This window comes from Pseudomonas sp. 21LCFQ02 (assembly GCF_024129895.2).
GTDB lineage: Bacteria > Pseudomonadota > Gammaproteobacteria > Pseudomonadales > Pseudomonadaceae > Aquipseudomonas.
Window position 1 is genome coordinate 1,380,933 of sequence record NZ_CM178749.1, and the last position, 18,808, is coordinate 1,399,740.

An 18,808-nucleotide genomic window follows, 5' to 3' on the forward strand; every position below is an offset into this window, starting at 1 on the left:
AGTTCACCTGTATTGTGTGTGTTCAGTTAACTGTTTATGGGCGCTGTTTTGTTCGTAAATAGGGCAACTGTACTGGTGCGCACCTATTTGGTGCGTTTTTACTATTTTGTTACGCATTGAGAGTGGAAAATGGCGTATTTTGACCAGTACAGAAGTACAGTTTTTGCCATATCAGCGTGGGGTGCCGAGACTGTATGGCAAAAAACTGTTTGCCTTTGATTGCGGCATTAATCAGGCCGGCAGCATGCGCCCGGTTTCCTCCAGATTAATGTGCCAATTCAGTGCGTCGCGCAGCAGGTGCGGGGTATGCCCGCCCAAGGCGCAGGCCTTGTTGAAGTAGTCATTGAGTGCTTGGCGGTAGCTCGGGTGCACACAGTTGTCGATGATCACCCGCGCCCGCTCGCGCGGCGCCAGGCCGCGCAGGTCCGCCAGGCCCTGTTCGGTGACCAGAATGTCGACATCATGTTCGGTGTGATCCACGTGGCTGACCATGGGCACCACACTGGAGATGGCGCCGGCCTTGGCAATCGACTTGGTGACAAAGATTGCCAGGTGCGCATTGCGCGAGAAGTCTCCCGAGCCGCCTATGCCGTTCATCATCCGCGTGCCGCACACGTGGGTGGAGTTGACGTTACCGTACAGATCGAACTCCAGCGCGGTATTGATCCCGATAATGCCCAGGCGGCGAATCACTTCCGGGTGGTTGGATATCTCCTGCGGGCGCAGCACCAGCTTTGACTTGTAGCGGTTGAAGTCGGCGAACACCTGAGCATGTTTGGCTGCCGAGAGGGTCATCGAACTGCCCGAGGCAAACGCCAGCTTGCCGGCATCGAACAGGTCGAAGGTTGAGTCTTGCAGCACCTCGGAGTACATGGTCAGGTTCTCGAACGGCGACTCCAGCAAACCATGCATCACCGCGTTGGCGATGGTGCCGATCCCGGCTTGCAGCGGCATCAGGCGTTCGGTCAGGCGTTGCTCGCGCACTTCATTTTTGAAGAACTCCACCAGGTGGTTGGCGATCGCTTGGGTTTCGATATCCGGCGGCAGCACTGTCGAGGGGGAGTCGGCCTGTTCGCTGATCACGATGCCGACGATCTTGGCCGGGTCGATTTTCACCGCTGCGCTGCCGATCCGCGAGTCGGCTTCGAGTACCGGGATGGGCAGCCGGGTCGGACGGTAGCTGGGAATATAGATGTCGTGCAGGCCTTCGAGCTCCAGTGGCTGTGACAGATTGATCTCGACGATCACCTGTTTGGCCAGAATCGCGAAGCTGGCCGAGTTGCCCACGGAGGTGCTCAGCACCAGATGGCCCTCTTCGGTAATGGCCACGCACTCGATCACCGCCAGGTCCACCGCCTTGATCTGCCGGTTACGCAGTTGCTCGACGGTGTCGGACAGGTGCTGGTCGATGAACATCACTTCACCGGCATTGATTGCCTTGCGCAACGTGCTGTCGACCTGGAAAGGCATGCGCCGTGACAGCACACCCGCTTCGGTCAGCTGTTTGTCCAGATCGTTACCCAGGCTGGCGCCGGTCATCAGGCTGATCTTCAAAGGCGTCTGGCGCGCACGCTCGGCCAGCGCATGGGGGACGGCCTTGGCCTCGCCGGCACGGGTAAAGCCGCTCATGCCGACGGTCATGCCGTCTTCAATCAGGCCGGCGGCATCTGATGCGTTCATTACCTTGCTCATCAGGCCAGGCATGCGGATACGATCACGGTACATGGTTTATTGTCTCGGGTAGGAGCGAGCGCCAAGTCTAGTGGCTGGTGAGCGTCGCGTCCCCCGACCAAGGTCGTATTCGAAGGCTCTAATTGGCGGCTTTCAGAGCAAAACACTTTTACCGTGGGTGTAAAAAAGCCCCGGTTCGCGCGCGGCCGGGGCTTGGTTCGGTGCGGTCTGATCAGAGGTTGTCGACGGCCTTGACCATGTCCTCAATGACCTTCTTCGCGTCACCAAAAACCATCATGCTTTTGTCCAGATAGAACAGTTCGTTGTCCAGGCCGGCATAGCCGCTGGCCATCGAGCGCTTGTTGACGATGATGGTCTTGGCTTTATAAGCCTCCAGGATCGGCATGCCGGCAATCGGCGACTTGGGATCGTTTTTCGCCGCCGGGTTGACCACGTCGTTGGCGCCCAGCACCAGCACCACGTCGGCCTGGCCGAACTCGGAGTTGATGTCTTCCATCTCGAACACCTGGTCATAAGGCACTTCGGCCTCGGCGAGCAGCACGTTCATGTGCCCCGGCATGCGCCCGGCCACCGGGTGGATCGCGTATTTCACGGTCACCCCGTGGTGGACCAGTTTTTCGGTCAGTTCCTTGAGCGCGTGCTGGGCCCGAGCCACCGCCAGGCCGTAGCCGGGAACGATGATCACGGTGTCGGCGTTGGTCAGCAGGAAAGTCGCATCGTCGGCCGAGCCGGATTTGACCGAGCGCTGCTGCTGGCCTGCTTGCGCCGGGCCTGCCTCTGCCGCCCCACCAAAGCCGCCACCGATCACGTTGAAGAACGAACGGTTCATCGCCTTGCACATGATGTACGACAGGATCGCACCGCTGGAGCCCACCAGAGAGCCGGCGATGATCAGCATCGAGTTGTTCAGCGAGAAGCCGATACCGGCCGCCGCCCAGCCTGAATAGCTGTTGAGCATCGACACCACCACCGGCATATCGGCGCCGCCAATCGGGATGATCAGCAGTACGCCGATCACGAAGGCCAGCACCAGCATGATGGCGAATGCAGTGAGGTTGCCGTTGATCATGTAGGTGAGGCCGCAGAACAGCGTGGCCAGGCCCAGAACCAGGTTCAGCTTGTGCTGGCCGGCGAACTGTACCGGTGCGCCCTGAAACAGGCGGAACTTGTACTTGCCTGACAGCTTGCCGAAGGCGATGACCGAACCGGAGAAGGTGATGGCACCGATGGCCGCGCCGAGGAACAGCTCCAGGCGGTTGCCTACCGGGATTGCATCGCCCAGATTGGCCACGATACCCAGCGACTGTGGCTCAACGACTGCGGCGATAGCGATGAACACGGCGGCCAGGCCGATCATGCTGTGCATGAACGCCACCAGCTCAGGCATCTTGGTCATCTCGACGCGCTTGGCCATGATTGAGCCGGCGCTGCCGCCGACCAGCAGGCCGACGATGATGTAGCCGATACCGGCGCTGGTCCCTTCAACGGACGACAGGGCCGCCAGTTTGTAGACCAGGCCGACCGTGGTCAGCACCGCCAGGCCCATGCCCAGCATGCCGAACAGGTTGCCGCGCCGCGAGGTGGTGGGGTGCGACAGGCCCTTGAGTGCCTGAATAAAGCAGACCGCCGAAACCAGGTAGAGCAGGGTGACGAGGTTCATGCTCATTTCTGCACCTCATCCTTGGCCTTGGCTTTCTTTTTGAACATTTCCAGCATCCGCCGGGTGACCAGGAAACCGCCAAACACGTTGACCGCAGCGAGGGCCACCGCCAGGGTGCCCATAATCTTGCCCAGCGGGGTCACTGTGAGGGCGGCGGCGAGCATGGCGCCGACGATCACGATGGCCGAGATGGCGTTGGTCACGGCCATCAGCGGGGTGTGCAGGGCAGGGGTGACGTTCCAGACCACGTGGTAGCCGACATAGATCGCCAGCACGAAAATGATCAGGTTGTAGATACCGGGGGAGATCAGCTCTTGCATTGTGGTTGTTCTCAGCCGTTCTTGCGGATGACCTGGCCGTCGCGGCACATCAGGCACGCGGCGACGATGTCGTCTTCGAGGTTGATCGAGAAAGTGCCGTCCTTGTCAAACAGCAGCTTCATGAAGTCCAGCAGGTTGCGTGCGTACAGCGCCGAGGCGTCTGCAGCGACCTGTGCTGGCAGGTTGGTCGGCCCGACAATGGTCACACCATTGTTGATCACTACCTGGTCAGCCACGGTCAGCGGGCAGTTGCCACCCTGAGCGGCAGCCAGGTCGATGACCACTGAACCGGGTTTCATCTGCGCCACGGTGTCGGCACTGAGCAGCACTGGCGCTTTGCGGCCGGGAATCAGTGCGGTGGTGATGACGATGTCCGACTGTCTGGCGCGTTCGTGCACGGCAGCGGCCTGGCGCTGCATCCAGCTGGCCGGCATGGGCCGGGCATAACCGCCGACGCCTTCGGCGCACTCGCGTTCTTCATCGGTCTCGTAGGGCACATCGATAAACTTGGCGCCCAGCGATTCGATCTGCTCACGCACGGCCGGACGCACATCCGAGGCTTCCACCACGGCGCCCAGGCGCTTGGCCGTCGCAATGGCCTGCAAACCGGCCACGCCGGCGCCGAGAATCAGCACCCGGGCGGCTTTTACGGTCCCGGCGGCGGTCATCAGCATCGGCATGAAGCGCGGATAGTGATGGGCGGCCAGCAATACAGACTTGTAGCCGGCAATGTTGGCCTGAGACGACAGCACATCGAGGCTTTGTGCGCGGGAGGTACGCGGTGCGGCCTCCAGGGCAAAGGCGCTGATGCCGCGCTCTGCCATGCGGGCAATGCTCTCGTTGTTGAACGGGTTGAGCATGCCGATCAGCACGGTGCCGCTGTTGATCAGGCTCAGTTCTTCAGCATTGGGCGCTGTCACCTTGAGAATGAGTTGGGCGCCGAAGGCGTCGCTGGCCTGGCCAAGCGTGGCGCCAGCGGCAACAAAGGCGCTGTCCGGGACCCCGGCATGGATGCCCGCGCCGCTTTGCACGGTAATCGTGTGACCCTGGCTGACCAGTTTTTTGATGGTTTCCGGGGTGGCGGCTACCCGTGTTTCGCCCGCGTGGGTTTCGAGAGGAACACCAATGTGCACGTCAAGTCTCCTGCATGATCTTTCTTGTCTTGATGAGTTGGCCGTTGTGCTGCGGCAGTGCCTTGGCGGTGTTCAACCAGCATGTCCTATGCCCTGCAGGCCAGGCGCGACGCATTGTGCAGGCGAGCGTGGGCGGCCTTCAATAGATTCTGTAATAAGACTGGAAAACAACTACAAGTCATCCTGTGACCTATTGTCGCAATATTTTAGTGAGGGCCTTTATTTATAAGGCTTATAGAGAATTCCACTGATTTTATGTGGGTAAGAATTTATTTTTGCTGCGGTCGTGGATTGACTCAAGAAAGTCGCTCAAAGCCACGTAAATAGAAGCTTCAACAGATTTTTGAAAGGATTGTTGAACAGTTCCACAATGGCGACAAAAGCTTACATCTGTAGCGCAATGTAAGTCGTAACTACCTATTTATGAGTCGCCTCAGGCCTTGTCATGCGGCAATTTGAAGCGCTGTGCCTGCTCCATCAGCCAGTTGCCAAACGTTTGCAGCGATACAGTTGCGGTTTTTCGTTCGGGAATCATCAAGTGATAGGCCTTCAGGCTAGTCAATGCATGAGAATTGGCAATGACCAGGCGTCCCTCTTCCAATTCGCGCTGAATCAGAAACGGCGGGATCAGGGCTACGCCCATTTCGTGGATGGCGGCCTGGGCCAGCATCGAAAACAGCTCGTAGCGTGGGCCGGTCATGTCGCGAGGTACTTGGACCTGGCAGTCATTGAACCACTGGCGCCAGGCGTAGGGGCGGGTGGTCTGCTGGAGCAGGGGTAGCAGGGCGATTTGTTCGGCGTCCAGCCGATCTTGGCCGTTCAGGAACGCCGGTGCGCAGACCGGCATGGGGTTTTCACTCATCAGGCGATACGCCCGGGTGCCCGGCCAGTCGGCATCGCCAAAGTAGATGGCGGCATCGAAGTCGGTGTCGGCGAACAGAAAGGGGCGGGTACGGTTGGTCAGGTTCAGGGTGACCTCAGGATGGCGCATCTGAAAGTCTTTCAGACGAGGTAACAGCCATTGGGTGCCGAAGGTCGGCACAACGGCCAGTTCGATGACGCTGCTGCCCTGCTGGCCCATGATCGACAGCGTGTCGCGCTCTACGGCATCGAGTTGCAGGGCGACCCGGCGACTATAGGACAGGCCGGCATCGGTAAGCTTTACCCCACGTCTTGAGCGCTTGAACAGCTCGACCCCGAGAAAGTCTTCAAGGCTGGCGATCTGTCGGCAGATCGCACTTTGGGTGAGCGACAGCTCCTGAGCGGCTTTGGTGAAGCTCTCGTGGCGAGCGGCCGATTCGAAGCTGACCAGAGCGGAAGTGCTGGGGATCTTGCGTCGCATGTACGGAGTCCTCACCTGTGGCTACGAAATACCAAGGTTCTGATGGTTTCGGAGTGAGAAATTAGCACAACACCGTGCATAAACGTCGTTTGTCCCTTGGGTGGTGCGCGGCTAGGCTTGATGCATTACCAATGGCATTTCTGTGAGGCATGGACCATGGGCGGCAAGGCAAGCTTCAACTGGATTGATCCGCTGTTGCTGGATCAGCAACTGACTGAAGAAGAGCGCATGGTTCGTGACAGCGCTGAACAATTTGCCCAGGACAAACTGGCGCCCCGGGTGCTGGAGGCTTTCCGTCACGAGCGCACCGATCCTGCGATTTTCCGTGAAATGGGCGAGGTGGGGCTGCTGGGTGCGACGATCCCTGAAGCGTATGGCGGCAGTGGGCTCAATTATGTGTGCTACGGGCTGATTGCCCGCGAGGTGGAACGTATCGACTCCGGCTACCGCTCGATGATGAGCGTGCAGTCGTCGCTGGTGATGGTGCCGATCAACGAGTTCGGTTCCGAGGCGCAGAAGCAGAAGTACCTGCCCAGACTCGCCACTGGCGAGTGGATTGGCTGCTTTGGCCTGACCGAGCCCAATCATGGCTCCGATCCGGGCGCCATGATCAGCCGGGCACGCAAGGTGGAGGGTGGCTATAGCCTGAGCGGGGCGAAGATGTGGATCACCAACAGTCCGATTGCCGATGTGTTTGTGGTTTGGGCCAAGGATGATGCCGGCGATATTCGCGGCTTCATCCTGGAGAAGGGCTGGGCGGGGCTGAGCGCGCCGGCCATTCACGGCAAGGTCGGGCTGCGGGCATCGATCACCGGTGAGATCGTAATGGATAACGTGTTTGTGCCCGAAGAGAACATCTTCCCTGACGTGCGCGGTCTGAAAGGTCCGTTTACCTGCCTCAACTCAGCGCGCTACGGGATCGCCTGGGGCGCACTGGGGGCTGCGGAATACTGCTGGCATACCTCGCGGCAATACACCCTGGACCGCCAGCAGTTCGGCCGCCCACTGGCAGCCAACCAGTTGATCCAGAAAAAGCTGGCCGACATGCAGACCGAGATCAGCCTGGCGTTGCAAGGCTGCCTGCGACTTGGGCGGATGAAGGATGAAGGGACGGCAGCGGTAGAAATCACGTCGATCATGAAGCGCAACTCCTGCGGCAAGGCGCTGGATATTGCGCGTCTGGCGCGGGACATGCTGGGTGGCAATGGCATCAGCGACGAGTTCGGTGTGGCGCGCCATCTGGTCAACCTTGAGGTGGTCAATACCTATGAGGGGACGCACGATGTACACGCCCTGATTCTTGGGCGCGCACAGACCGGCATCCAGGCCTTCTATTAATAGAGATGGGGAGCAGACCATGGGCGCGCTGTCGCATGTACGAGTGCTTGATCTGTCGCGGGTGCTGGCCGGGCCCTGGTCCGGGCAGATCCTGGCTGACCTGGGCGCTGAGGTCATAAAGATCGAGCGTCCGGGCAGTGGTGACGACACCCGTGCCTGGGGGCCGCCGTTCCTGAAAGATGCCGCCGGCGAGAATACCGCAGAGGCTGCTTACTATCTGGCGGCCAATCGCAACAAGCAGTCGGTGACCATCGACTTCACGCGCCCTGAAGGGCAGGCACTGGTGCGTGAGCTGGCGCAATGCTCCGATATCCTGATCGAGAATTTCAAGGTCGGCGGCCTGGCGGCCTACGGGCTCGATTATGAGTCACTGAAGCTGAGCAACCCACGGCTCATCTATTGCTCCATTACCGGCTTCGGGCAAACCGGGCCTTATGCCAAGCGTGCCGGGTATGACTTCATGATCCAGGGGTTGGGTGGGCTGATGAGCCTGACCGGGCGTACTGATGCTGAGGACGGTGCCGGACCGGTCAAGGTGGGTGTGGCGCTGACGGATATCCTGACCGGGTTGTACGCCAGCACTGCAATGCTTGCCGCGCTGGCGCATCGTGACCAGACCGGGGTGGGGCAATACATCGATATGGCATTGCTCGACGTGCAGGTCGCTTGCCTGGCGAACCAGGCGATGAACTACCTGACCACCGGAACGGCGCCGCGTCGGTTGGGTAATGCACATCCCAATATCGTGCCATATCAGGATTTCCCGACTGCCGATGGGGATTTCATTCTTACCGTTGGCAATGACAGCCAGTTCAGAAAGTTTGCTGAAGTGGCGGGGCAGCCGCAGTGGGCCGACGATCCGCGCTTCCAGACCAATAAGCTGCGGGTGACCAACCGGGCTGAACTGGTGATGCTGATCCGCCAGGCAACGGTGTTCAAGACCACCGCGCAGTGGGTGGCCGAGCTGGAGGCGGTTGGCGTACCGTGCGGGCCGATCAACGACCTGGCCCAAGTGTTTGCCGATCCGCAGGTGCTGGCGCGGGAACTGGCTATCAGCTTGCCGCATGCGCTGGGTGGGCAGGTGCCGCTGGTGGCCAGCCCGATTCGCTTGTCTGAGACGCCGGTTACCTATCGTCATGCGCCGCCTTTGTTGGGTGAGCATACGCAGGGGGTGCTGCAGGCTTTGCTGGGGATGAGCGAGGAGCAGATTGCAGGGTTGCGTCAGGCGAGGGTTATTTAATCTCTTCTCTTCTATATAGAAGAAAGATCAGTTTTGAAGCGGCTGAGCGTTTATTTCAGAATTATTGAAATTAACGGTTGACGGGCTTTCAGATGTCCTTATAATGCGCACCACTTCCAACGCGGAATGAACGAGAAACTCCTTAGTAATCAAGGAGTTAGAAGTTCGGAAAGGGTTGGAGGCGGCGCGAGCCTCCTGGCTCCGGCGGTGAAAAAGGCAGTTGACAGCAACTTAGGATGCTGTAAGATTCGCCTCCCGCTGACGAGCTAATCGAAAGATGCTCGGCAAGCTGTTCGGTTGTAGCGTTTCGAAGTTTTGAATGAGTTTGAAACTTCTGAAAATAAACGCTTGACAGAACAAGAGGTTAGCGTAGAATTCGCGCCTCGGTTGAAGCGAAAGGCTCAACCAACCGCTCTTTAACAATTGAATCAAGCAATTCGTGTGGGTGCTTGCGCTGTCAGACTGAGAGTCAACAGATTATCAGCAACGTAAGTGACCATGCGAGAAATCACATAGTCATTTGAGATTGCTGAGCCAAGTTTAGGGTTTTCTCAAAACCCAAGCAGTATTGAACTGAAGAGTTTGATCATGGCTCAGATTGAACGCTGGCGGCAGGCCTAACACATGCAAGTCGAGCGGTAGAGAGGAGCTTGCTTCTCTTGAGAGCGGCGGACGGGTGAGTAATGCCTAGGAATCTGCCTGATAGTGGGGGATAACGTCCGGAAACGGACGCTAATACCGCATACGTCCTACGGGAGAAAGTGGGGGCTCTTCGGACCTCACGCTATCAGATGAGCCTAGGTCGGATTAGCTAGTTGGTGGGGTAAAGGCTCACCAAGGCGACGATCCGTAACTGGTCTGAGAGGATGATCAGTCACACTGGAACTGAGACACGGTCCAGACTCCTACGGGAGGCAGCAGTGGGGAATATTGGACAATGGGCGAAAGCCTGATCCAGCCATGCCGCGTGTGTGAAGAAGGTCTTCGGATTGTAAAGCACTTTAAGTTGGGAGGAAGGGTCGTTACCTAATACGTGACGATTTTGACGTTACCGACAGAATAAGCACCGGCTAACTCTGTGCCAGCAGCCGCGGTAATACAGAGGGTGCAAGCGTTAATCGGAATTACTGGGCGTAAAGCGCGCGTAGGTGGTTTGTTAAGTTGGATGTGAAATCCCCGGGCTCAACCTGGGAACTGCATCCAAAACTGGCAAGCTAGAGTAGGGCAGAGGGTGGTGGAATTTCCTGTGTAGCGGTGAAATGCGTAGATATAGGAAGGAACACCAGTGGCGAAGGCGACCACCTGGGCTCATACTGACACTGAGGTGCGAAAGCGTGGGGAGCAAACAGGATTAGATACCCTGGTAGTCCACGCCGTAAACGATGTCAACTAGCCGTTGGAATCCTTGAGATTTTAGTGGCGCAGCTAACGCATTAAGTTGACCGCCTGGGGAGTACGGCCGCAAGGTTAAAACTCAAATGAATTGACGGGGGCCCGCACAAGCGGTGGAGCATGTGGTTTAATTCGAAGCAACGCGAAGAACCTTACCAGGCCTTGACATCCAATGAACTTTCCAGAGATGGATTGGTGCCTTCGGGAACATTGAGACAGGTGCTGCATGGCTGTCGTCAGCTCGTGTCGTGAGATGTTGGGTTAAGTCCCGTAACGAGCGCAACCCTTGTCCTTAGTTACCAGCACGTTATGGTGGGCACTCTAAGGAGACTGCCGGTGACAAACCGGAGGAAGGTGGGGATGACGTCAAGTCATCATGGCCCTTACGGCCTGGGCTACACACGTGCTACAATGGTCGGTACAGAGGGTTGCCAAACCGCGAGGTGGAGCTAATCTCACAAAACCGATCGTAGTCCGGATCGCAGTCTGCAACTCGACTGCGTGAAGTCGGAATCGCTAGTAATCGCGAATCAGAATGTCGCGGTGAATACGTTCCCGGGCCTTGTACACACCGCCCGTCACACCATGGGAGTGGGTTGCACCAGAAGTAGCTAGTCTAACCTTCGGGAGGACGGTTACCACGGTGTGATTCATGACTGGGGTGAAGTCGTAACAAGGTAGCCGTAGGGGAACCTGCGGCTGGATCACCTCCTTAATCGACGACCCAGCTGCGTCGTAAGTTCCCACACGAATTGCTTGATTCATTGAAGAAGACGATAGAAGTAGCTCCAAGCTTTAAGCTGCAAGCTTCAGGCTTGATTGTTGTAGGCATCAAGATCTAGGTCTGTAGCTCAGTTGGTTAGAGCGCACCCCTGATAAGGGTGAGGTCGGCAGTTCAAATCTGCCCAGACCTACCAGTTCCCTGGGGCCATAGCTCAGCTGGGAGAGCGCCTGCCTTGCACGCAGGAGGTCAGCGGTTCGATCCCGCTTGGCTCCACCATTAACTGCTTCCTTGGTTAGAAAATAGAAATGAATATTCGCGGTGCGAATGTTGATTTCTGGTTTTTACCAGATCGTTCTTTAAAAATTCGGATATGTGAAACATTTTAGACTGTGCACCACTTTCACTGGTGGGGTGCAGGCTAAGGCAAAGAAAGTTTGTTGAATCAAGCTTTCGGCGAATGTCGTCTTCACAGTATAACCAGATAGCTTGGGGTTATATGGTCAAGTGAAGAAGCGCATACGGTGGATGCCTTGGCAGTCAGAGGCGATGAAAGACGTGGTAGCCTGCGATAAGCTTCGGGGAGTCGGCAAACAGACTTTGATCCGGAGATCTCTGAATGGGGGAACCCACTCAGCACAAGCTGAGTATCTTGCACTGAATACATAGGTGCAAGAGGCGAACCAGGGGAACTGAAACATCTAAGTACCCTGAGGAATAGAAATCAACCGAGATTCCCTTAGTAGTGGCGAGCGAACGGGGACCAGCCCTTAAGTGGCTTGGAGATTAGCGGAACGCTCTGGAAAGTGCGGCCATAGTGGGTGATAGCCCTGTACGCGAAAATCTCCTTGTCATGAAATCGAGTAGGACGGGGCACGAGAAACCTTGTCTGAATATGGGGGGACCATCCTCCAAGGCTAAATACTACTGACTGACCGATAGTGAACCAGTACCGTGAGGGAAAGGCGAAAAGAACCGCGGAGAGCGGAGTGAAATAGAACCTGAAACCGTATGCGTACAAGCAGTGGGAGCCTACTTGTTAGGTGACTGCGTACCTTTTGTATAATGGGTCAGCGACTTATATTCAGTGGCAAGCTTAACCGTATAGGGGAGGCGTAGCGAAAGCGAGTCTTAATAGGGCGTTTAGTCGCTGGGTATAGACCCGAAACCGGGCGATCTATCCATGGGCAGGTTGAAGGTTAGGTAACACTGACTGGAGGACCGAACCGACTACCGTTGAAAAGTTAGCGGATGACCTGTGGATCGGAGTGAAAGGCTAATCAAGCTCGGAGATAGCTGGTTCTCCTCGAAAGCTATTTAGGTAGCGCCTCATGTATCACTGTAGGGGGTAGAGCACTGTTTCGGCTAGGGGGTCATCCCGACTTACCAAACCGATGCAAACTCCGAATACCTACAAGTGCCGAGCATGGGAGACACACGGCGGGTGCTAACGTCCGTCGTGAAAAGGGAAACAACCCAGACCGTCAGCTAAGGTCCCAAAGTCATGGTTAAGTGGGAAACGATGTGGGAAGGCTTAGACAGCTAGGAGGTTGGCTTAGAAGCAGCCACCCTTTAAAGAAAGCGTAATAGCTCACTAGTCGAGTCGGCCTGCGCGGAAGATGTAACGGGGCTCAAACCATGCACCGAAGCTACGGGTATCACCTTTTGGTGATGCGGTAGAGGAGCGTTCTGTAAGCCTGTGAAGGTGAGTTGAGAAGCTTGCTGGAGGTATCAGAAGTGCGAATGCTGACATGAGTAACGACAATGGGAGTGAAAAACTCCCACGCCGAAAGACCAAGGTTTCCTGCGCAACGTTAATCGACGCAGGGTTAGTCGGTCCCTAAGGCGAGGCTGAAAAGCGTAGTCGATGGAAAACAGGTTAATATTCCTGTACTTCCGGTTATTGCGATGGAGGGACGGAGAAGGCTAGGCCAGCCTGGCGTTGGTTGTCCAGGTTTAAGGTGGTAGGCTGGGATCTTAGGCAAATCCGGGATCCCAAGGCCGAGAGCTGATGACGAGTGTTCTTTAGAACATGAAGTGGTTGATGCCATGCTTCCAGGAAAAGCTCCTAAGCTTCAGATAATCGGGAACCGTACCCCAAACCGACACAGGTGGTTAGGTAGAGAATACCAAGGCGCTTGAGAGAACTCGGGTGAAGGAACTAGGCAAAATGGCACCGTAACTTCGGGAGAAGGTGCGCCGGTGAGGGTGAAGGACTTGCTCCGTAAGCCCATGCCGGTCGAAGATACCAGGCCGCTGCGACTGTTTATTAAAAACACAGCACTCTGCAAACACGAAAGTGGACGTATAGGGTGTGACGCCTGCCCGGTGCCGGAAGGTTAATTGATGGGGTTAGCGCAAGCGAAGCTCTTGATCGAAGCCCCGGTAAACGGCGGCCGTAACTATAACGGTCCTAAGGTAGCGAAATTCCTTGTCGGGTAAGTTCCGACCTGCACGAATGGCGTAACGATGGCGGCGCTGTCTCCACCCGAGACTCAGTGAAATTGAAATCGCTGTGAAGATGCAGTGTATCCGCGGCTAGACGGAAAGACCCCGTGAACCTTTACTATAGCTTTGCACTGGACTTTGAATTTGCTTGTGTAGGATAGGTGGGAGGCTATGAAGCGTGGACGCCAGTCTGCGTGGAGCCATCCTTGAAATACCACCCTGGCAACTTTGAGGTTCTAACTCAGGTCCGTTATCCGGATCGAGGACAGTGTATGGTGGGTAGTTTGACTGGGGCGGTCTCCTCCCAAAGAGTAACGGAGGAGTACGAAGGTGCGCTCAGACCGGTCGGAAATCGGTCGTAGAGTATAAAGGCAAAAGCGCGCTTGACTGCGAGACCCACACGTCGAGCAGGTACGAAAGTAGGTCTTAGTGATCCGGTGGTTCTGTATGGAAGGGCCATCGCTCAACGGATAAAAGGTACTCCGGGGATAACAGGCTGATACCGCCCAAGAGTTCATATCGACGGCGGTGTTTGGCACCTCGATGTCGGCTCATCACATCCTGGGGCTGAAGCCGGTCCCAAGGGTATGGCTGTTCGCCATTTAAAGTGGTACGCGAGCTGGGTTTAGAACGTCGTGAGACAGTTCGGTCCCTATCTGCCGTGGACGTTTGAGATTTGAGAGGGGCTGCTCCTAGTACGAGAGGACCGGAGTGGACGAACCTCTGGTGTTCCGGTTGTCACGCCAGTGGCATTGCCGGGTAGCTATGTTCGGAAAAGATAACCGCTGAAAGCATCTAAGCGGGAAACTTGCCTCAAGATGAGATCTCACTGGGATCTTGAATCCCCTAAAGGGCCGTCGAAGACTACGACGTTGATAGGTGGGGTGTGTAAGCGCTGTGAGGCGTTGAGCTAACCCATACTAATTGCCCGTGAGGCTTGACCATATAACACCCAAGCCATCTGCACAGCAGTGGCGGTGTGTGAAGACGATACAGCCGAAAGCTGATCAGCAAACGCCGAAAAATGTTCACATAACCGAATTTGCCAGCGTGTGAAAACGCACTGGCTACCGAATTTCTTGACGACCATAGAGTGTTGGAACCACCTGATCCCATCCCGAACTCAGTAGTGAAACGATACATCGCCGATGGTAGTGTGGGGCTTCCCCATGTGAGAGTAGGTCATCGTCAAGATTCAAACACAGAACCCCTGATCGCTCTGCGATCGGGGGTTTTGCTTTTAGTAGAAGACATTCAAATTCGCTGGCACGTCGTTGACGGGTCGAGCTACAGAATTTCTTGACGACCATAGAGCGCTGGAACCACCTGATCCCATCCCGAACTCAGCAGTGAAACGGTGCATCGCCGATGGTAGTGTGGGGCTTCCCCATGTGAGAGTAGGTCATCGTCAAGATTCAATTCCGAAACCCCTGATCGCCGTGCGGTCAGGGGTTTTGTCATTTCTGCGCCCTGCTTTTATCAGAACTCGTAGCTGACAGTCGCGACCACATTGCGCTCTTCGCCCATGTAGCAGTAACTCAGGCTGGCACAGGATGCGACGTACGACTCATTGCTCAGGTTATTGGCGTTGAGCCGTACATCCACACCTTTGAGTCCGACCTTGCCCAGGTCATAACCCACCGAAGCATCGAACAGGGTATAGGCTGGAACCTTCAGGGTGTTCTCTGCATCTGCCCAGCTATAGCCGACATAGCGTACCCCGGCACCGAGGCGCAGCCCGTCCAGCGCCCCCTGGTTAAAGCGATAGTCGCCCCACAGCGAAGCCATCTGCCTCGGCGCCTGGGTTGGAGAGTTGCCTTTGTTCTCGATTACATTGCTCGCCGTGCTCAAGGTGCTGAGCATCGACTTGGAGTATTCGATGTCGGTAAAGGTATAGCTGCCCAGCAACTTGAATTGCTCGGTGAGCTGCACATGGGCTTCCAGCTCCAGACCTTGCGAGCGTACTGCTCCTATCGGCCGGTAGAAGTTCTCCTGCGGCAGCTTGGACGCCAGGTTCTCCTGATCGATGCGGAATACCGAGGCGGTGAACAGGTTATCGGTGCCCGGTGGCTGATATTTGATCCCCGCTTCCCATTGCGTTCCGTCAGTCGGTGCCAACGGGTTGCCGTTGCTGTCGGCAAACGAGTTGGGGTTGAACGACTCGGAGTAGCTCAGGTACGGCGCCACGCCGTTGTCGAACAGATACAGTACCCCGGCGCGGCCGGTGAATTTGCTACGGCGATCTTCGACCTCGGTACCCAGCGGCCGAGCAAACTCGGCCAAACGGTTTTCTTCCGAGGTCTTGACCCAGTCCTGGCGCAAGCCGAGCGAGACGCGCCAGCGGTCCAGTTCAATCAGATCCTGAGCGTACAGCCCGGTCTGCTCCAAACGACGCAAGTAGCGGGTCGGGCTGTAGTAACTGATGGTCGTGTCGCCATACACAGGCGTAAACGCGTTGAGCGGTGACGCCGCGCCGCTGGTCCAGTCGACCACGGTCTTGCGCCGTTGATAGTCCGCGCCCAGTAATACGGTGTGCTTGATCGCGGCAGTGAAGAATTCAGCCTGCACCATATTGTCGACAATGAACGAATGCAGCCTTTCGCGACCGCCCGAGTAATACCGGTTCAACTCGTTGCCGGTGGCACTGGTCCAGCCATAGCCGTAGACCTGATCCACGTCGACGTCCGAATCCAGATAACGGAAGTTCTGCCGTGCGGTGAAGGTGTCATTGAAACGGTGCTCGAACTGATAACCGAAAGACTGCTGATCGCGGCTGTAGCCATCGACGCCCGGCTCGCCGTCGAAGAAGTGTTCAGAGATCCGTTGGCCATTGCGCTGACGCAGCGAACCATCGGCGGGCACGCCGCTGTGATAACCGCCCTCAGGATCATGCTGCAAGTAGGCCTGCAAGGTCAGCGAGGTGTCTTCGCTGAAGTCGATACTCAAGGTTGGCGCCAAGGCATAACGCTTTTCTTCGACATGATCGAACTGGGTATCGGAGCGTTCGCTGAGGCCGGTCAGCCGATAGGCGATGCGCTTGTCATCGTCCAGTGGCCCGCTGAAATCGAAGCCCAGCCCGCGCTGCCCCTGAGTGCCTATGGTCGCCTGAATCTGATGGTAATCCTCATACAGCGGCTTCTTGCTGGTCAGTGCCACCAGGCCACCGGGTGAACTGCGGCCATACAGCACCGATGACGGCCCCTTCAGCACGTCCACCCGCTCCAGAAAGTACGGGTCGACCTGCATGGTGCTGTAGGTGCCGCTGTCGCCCATCGACTTGAGGCCATCGAGGTAGATGTTATCCACCGAGCCATCGTTGAAGCCACGCATCGCCACATAGTCATAACGATGCGTTGCACCATAGGGATTGGTCAGCACGCCGGGGGAGTAGCGCATGGCCTGGGCGACGCTCTGGGCGCCCTGGTCATCCATCTGCTGGCGGGTCACCACCGACACCGACTGTGAAGTCTCCAGCAGCGCGGTACTGGTCTTGGTCGCCACTTGGCTGTGGGTCGCGTTGTAGCCTTCGGCACTGCCCAGTGCGTTGCCCAGCGAGAAACCGCGAATGTCCGTCGAGGGCAGCGACAAGGTCTGCTCGACGCTGCTGCTCAGGATGTAGTTGCTGCCATCGGCCGAGCTGGCCTGCAGGCCGGTGCCCTGTAACAGCAGCTGCAGAGCCTGGTCAGTGGCGTAACGGCCTTGCAGACTCCGGGAGCGCAGGCCGGCAGTTTGCTCTGGGGTGGTGGCCAGGCTGATGCCGGCCTGGCGGGCGAATTGATTCAAGGCTTCGCCCAGCGGCGCTGGCGCAATTGAGTAGTTACGTAGCGCCTGGGTCACGCTCTCTTGCGCTTGTGCCTGGAATGACCAAGTGACGGCTCCTAGCGAAGAACAGATGATGGCTGTGCGTACGGCCAGCCCCAGGGCTGAGCGGATGATTGGTCTGGCAGCGGATAGCGAGGCAGAGTGAGGCTGGTTCATGGGCCGTTCCATTCGGGTCAGTAAGACAATGAGGGTTACTGACTGCTATGCCGAAGCAGCGGCACAAACCCGCCAGAAAATTTCACACCTGACGCTGCAGGGTGATCCACCAGCGTGTGCGGTAGTTGAGTTGGACCGGCAGGGTCTTGGGCAGCATGGCCAGCAACTGGTCGGTATCGGCAAGGCGGTACACACCCGACAGACGCAAGCCGGCGATGTCGTCAGTGCAACCCAGATAACCACGGCGATAGCGGCCGAGCTCCGCCAGAAAATCCGCCAGCCGCATATTGCGGGTGACGATCAGCCCTTGCGCCCAGGCGCCAGCCTCCATGTCCAGTTCGGCCAGGCGCTGCACGCCCTTGGTGTCGAGCCAATAGTGTTGCCCGGCCGCTACCTGAGTGACGGGGCCGCCGACACCGTGAATACTCAGTTGGCCTTGCAGCACACTGACCCGGCTACGTGACGCTTCCTGGCGGATCACAAAACGCCCGGCCTGGGCTTCGAAGTGTCCATGGCGGCCCGCGACGCTGACCGGGGTGGTGCAGTCCAGCAATAGTTCGCCACGTTCCAGCTGCAACTGACCAGGCCCGGCCAGGCTGGCGACGCTGTCAGTATTGAGCTGCAACTGGCTGCCGTCGGCCAGTCGATAACTCTGGCACTGGCCGATTCCGGTACTGAAGTCGGCATTCCACGCCGGGTAATCCCTGGCCAGCCAGCTTCCCGCGCTACCGAGCAGCACAGTGCCCGACAACAGCTTCAGGGTCCGTCTGCGGCTCAACTGGCGTGCGCTGTTTTCCAGTGTCTCGAAGGTCTGGCCTGCACCAGGCAGCGCGTCGAAGGTGCTGTTCAGGTCACTGCTCAATGTCTGGACCCGCTGCCAGGCCTGCTCATGATCGGCATGTGCGCTGCGCCACTGGGTGCACTGTTCATACAGGCGTGGATCGACTTCGGGCTGTCTCAGGCGCAGTGACCAGTCGATAGCCTGGCGCACGACCTGCGCTGAAGGGGAGTGCAGGGTGCTCACGTCTCGTACCGCAACAGGTAGCAGTGATACAGCGCGTCGGCGACGTAGCGTTCCACAGAACGTATCGAAACGCCCAGGCGTTCAGCGATCTGCTTGTGGGTCAGCCCTTCGCATTGTGCCAGCAGAAAGGCCTGACGCACTTTGGGCTTCATGCCATCGAGCATGCGTGCCACGGCATTGAGCAATTCGAGGATCAATTCACGGGTTTCCGGGGACGGTGCTTCGCCAGGCGGCAAATGGGCGATAGTGTGCAGCCAGGCCCGATGCAATTCTTCACGACGCCAGTGATCAATCACCAGCCCGCGTGCCACGGTGCGCAGAAACGCGCGTGGGGTTTTCAGCTCCAGAGGCTCATGCCGGTTGCACAGGCGCACAAAGGTGTCCTGGGCCAGGTCAGCGGCATCTGCAGCGTTGCCCAGCTTGCTGCGCAGCCAGGCGTTGAGCCAGCTGTGATGATTGCTGTAGAGGTTATGCAGGGCCAAATGATGGGCAGACATCGTGACACGCCATCTCGATGTGT

The 18,808-nt window shown here is 57.5% G+C and carries 10 protein-coding genes, 2 tRNA genes and 4 rRNA genes; 8 read left to right on the forward strand and 8 right to left on the reverse strand.

The features are described from left to right. Positions 1 to 231: 231 nt before the first annotated feature. The 5 genes from scpC to NJC40_RS06540 form a co-directional block, all read right to left on the reverse strand. Entirely contained in the window at positions 232 to 1,725 is a 1,494-nt protein-coding gene (scpC, locus tag NJC40_RS06520) for a succinyl-CoA:acetate CoA-transferase ScpC (RefSeq protein WP_253117840.1), read from the reverse strand. Between the two features lie 178 nt (positions 1,726 to 1,903). Further along, a complete protein-coding gene (locus tag NJC40_RS06525; protein ID WP_045485606.1) occupies positions 1,904 to 3,358 on the reverse strand; it encodes an NAD(P)(+) transhydrogenase (Re/Si-specific) subunit beta in 1,455 nt (484 codons plus the stop codon). Then, positions 3,355 to 3,672, reverse strand: coding sequence for an NAD(P) transhydrogenase subunit alpha part 2 (locus tag NJC40_RS06530; RefSeq protein ID WP_045485609.1), 318 nt, complete (start codon positions 3,670 to 3,672; stop codon positions 3,355 to 3,357). The genes NJC40_RS06525 and NJC40_RS06530 overlap by 4 nt, the downstream gene beginning before the upstream one ends. An 11-nt stretch (positions 3,673 to 3,683) precedes the next feature. Beyond that, positions 3,684 to 4,805 (reverse strand): Re/Si-specific NAD(P)(+) transhydrogenase subunit alpha, encoded by a 1,122-nt coding sequence (locus NJC40_RS06535; RefSeq protein ID WP_045485611.1) that lies wholly within the window; start codon positions 4,803 to 4,805, stop codon positions 3,684 to 3,686. A 433-nt stretch (positions 4,806 to 5,238) separates the two neighbouring features. Further along, positions 5,239 to 6,147, reverse strand: coding sequence for a LysR family transcriptional regulator (locus tag NJC40_RS06540; RefSeq protein WP_253142633.1), 909 nt, complete (start codon positions 6,145 to 6,147; stop codon positions 5,239 to 5,241). Between the two features lie 156 nt (positions 6,148 to 6,303). Here NJC40_RS06540 and NJC40_RS06545 point away from each other — a divergent pair, with 156 nt between their 5' ends. The 8 genes from NJC40_RS06545 (at position 6,304) to rrf (NJC40_RS06580) (ending at position 14,700) form a co-directional block, all read left to right on the forward strand. Further along, positions 6,304 to 7,485, forward strand: coding sequence for an acyl-CoA dehydrogenase (locus tag NJC40_RS06545; protein ID WP_253142657.1), 1,182 nt, complete (start codon positions 6,304 to 6,306; stop codon positions 7,483 to 7,485). Positions 7,486 to 7,504: 19 nt separating this feature from the next. Continuing rightward, complete coding sequence (locus NJC40_RS06550; RefSeq protein ID WP_253142632.1) at positions 7,505 to 8,725, forward strand: CaiB/BaiF CoA transferase family protein; 1,221 nt, start codon at positions 7,505 to 7,507, stop codon at positions 8,723 to 8,725. A 570-nt stretch (positions 8,726 to 9,295) separates the two neighbouring features. Then, positions 9,296 to 10,832, forward strand: a 16S ribosomal RNA gene (locus tag NJC40_RS06555). A 125-nt stretch (positions 10,833 to 10,957) separates the two neighbouring features. Beyond that, positions 10,958 to 11,034: transfer RNA gene (locus NJC40_RS06560), tRNA-Ile, on the forward strand. A 7-nt stretch (positions 11,035 to 11,041) separates the two neighbouring features. Further along, a tRNA-Ala gene (locus tag NJC40_RS06565) sits at positions 11,042 to 11,117 on the forward strand. 222 nt (positions 11,118 to 11,339) lie between these two features. Next, positions 11,340 to 14,231 (forward strand): 23S ribosomal RNA (locus NJC40_RS06570). A 133-nt stretch (positions 14,232 to 14,364) separates the two neighbouring features. Then, a 5S ribosomal RNA gene (gene rrf, locus NJC40_RS06575) occupies positions 14,365 to 14,480 on the forward strand. 104 nt (positions 14,481 to 14,584) lie between these two features. Then, positions 14,585 to 14,700: ribosomal RNA gene (rrf, locus tag NJC40_RS06580) — 5S ribosomal RNA — on the forward strand. Together the 16S, 23S and 5S rRNA genes with 2 tRNA genes alongside form the textbook arrangement of a ribosomal RNA operon. Before the next feature lie 65 nt (positions 14,701 to 14,765). Here the strand turns inward: rrf (NJC40_RS06580) and NJC40_RS06585 are convergent. The 3 genes from NJC40_RS06585 to NJC40_RS06595 form a co-directional block, all read right to left on the reverse strand. Further along, entirely contained in the window at positions 14,766 to 17,264 is a 2,499-nt protein-coding gene (locus tag NJC40_RS06585; RefSeq protein ID WP_253142997.1) for a TonB-dependent siderophore receptor, read from the reverse strand. 82 nt (positions 17,265 to 17,346) lie between these two features. Further along, positions 17,347 to 18,288: a DUF4880 domain-containing protein gene (locus tag NJC40_RS06590; RefSeq protein WP_253142996.1), complete on the reverse strand. Its 942-nt coding sequence runs from the start codon at positions 18,286 to 18,288 to the stop codon at positions 17,347 to 17,349. Next, a complete protein-coding gene (locus NJC40_RS06595; protein ID WP_045485630.1) occupies positions 18,285 to 18,785 on the reverse strand; it encodes a sigma-70 family RNA polymerase sigma factor in 501 nt (166 codons plus the stop codon). The genes NJC40_RS06590 and NJC40_RS06595 overlap by 4 nt, the downstream gene beginning before the upstream one ends. Between the last annotated feature and the right edge of the window lie 23 nt (positions 18,786 to 18,808).

Bases quoted from the DNA above. Each gene is read 5' to 3' on its own strand.
- NJC40_RS06545 (WP_253142657.1), top strand. From the start codon at position 6,304: ATGGGCGGCAAGGCAAGCTTCAACTGGATTGATCCGCTGTTGCTGGAT.
- NJC40_RS06585 (WP_253142997.1), bottom strand. From the start codon at position 17,264: ATGAACCAGCCTCACTCTGCCTCGCTATCCGCTGCCAGACCAATCATC.
- NJC40_RS06530 (WP_045485609.1), bottom strand. From the start codon at position 3,672: ATGCAAGAGCTGATCTCCCCCGGTATCTACAACCTGATCATTTTCGTG.
- scpC (WP_253117840.1), bottom strand. From the start codon at position 1,725: ATGTACCGTGATCGTATCCGCATGCCTGGCCTGATGAGCAAGGTAATG.
- NJC40_RS06540 (WP_253142633.1), bottom strand. From the start codon at position 6,147: ATGCGACGCAAGATCCCCAGCACTTCCGCTCTGGTCAGCTTCGAATCG.
- NJC40_RS06525 (WP_045485606.1), bottom strand. From the start codon at position 3,358: ATGAGCATGAACCTCGTCACCCTGCTCTACCTGGTTTCGGCGGTCTGC.
- NJC40_RS06595 (WP_045485630.1), bottom strand. From the start codon at position 18,785: ATGTCTGCCCATCATTTGGCCCTGCATAACCTCTACAGCAATCATCAC.
- NJC40_RS06550 (WP_253142632.1), top strand. From the start codon at position 7,505: ATGGGCGCGCTGTCGCATGTACGAGTGCTTGATCTGTCGCGGGTGCTG.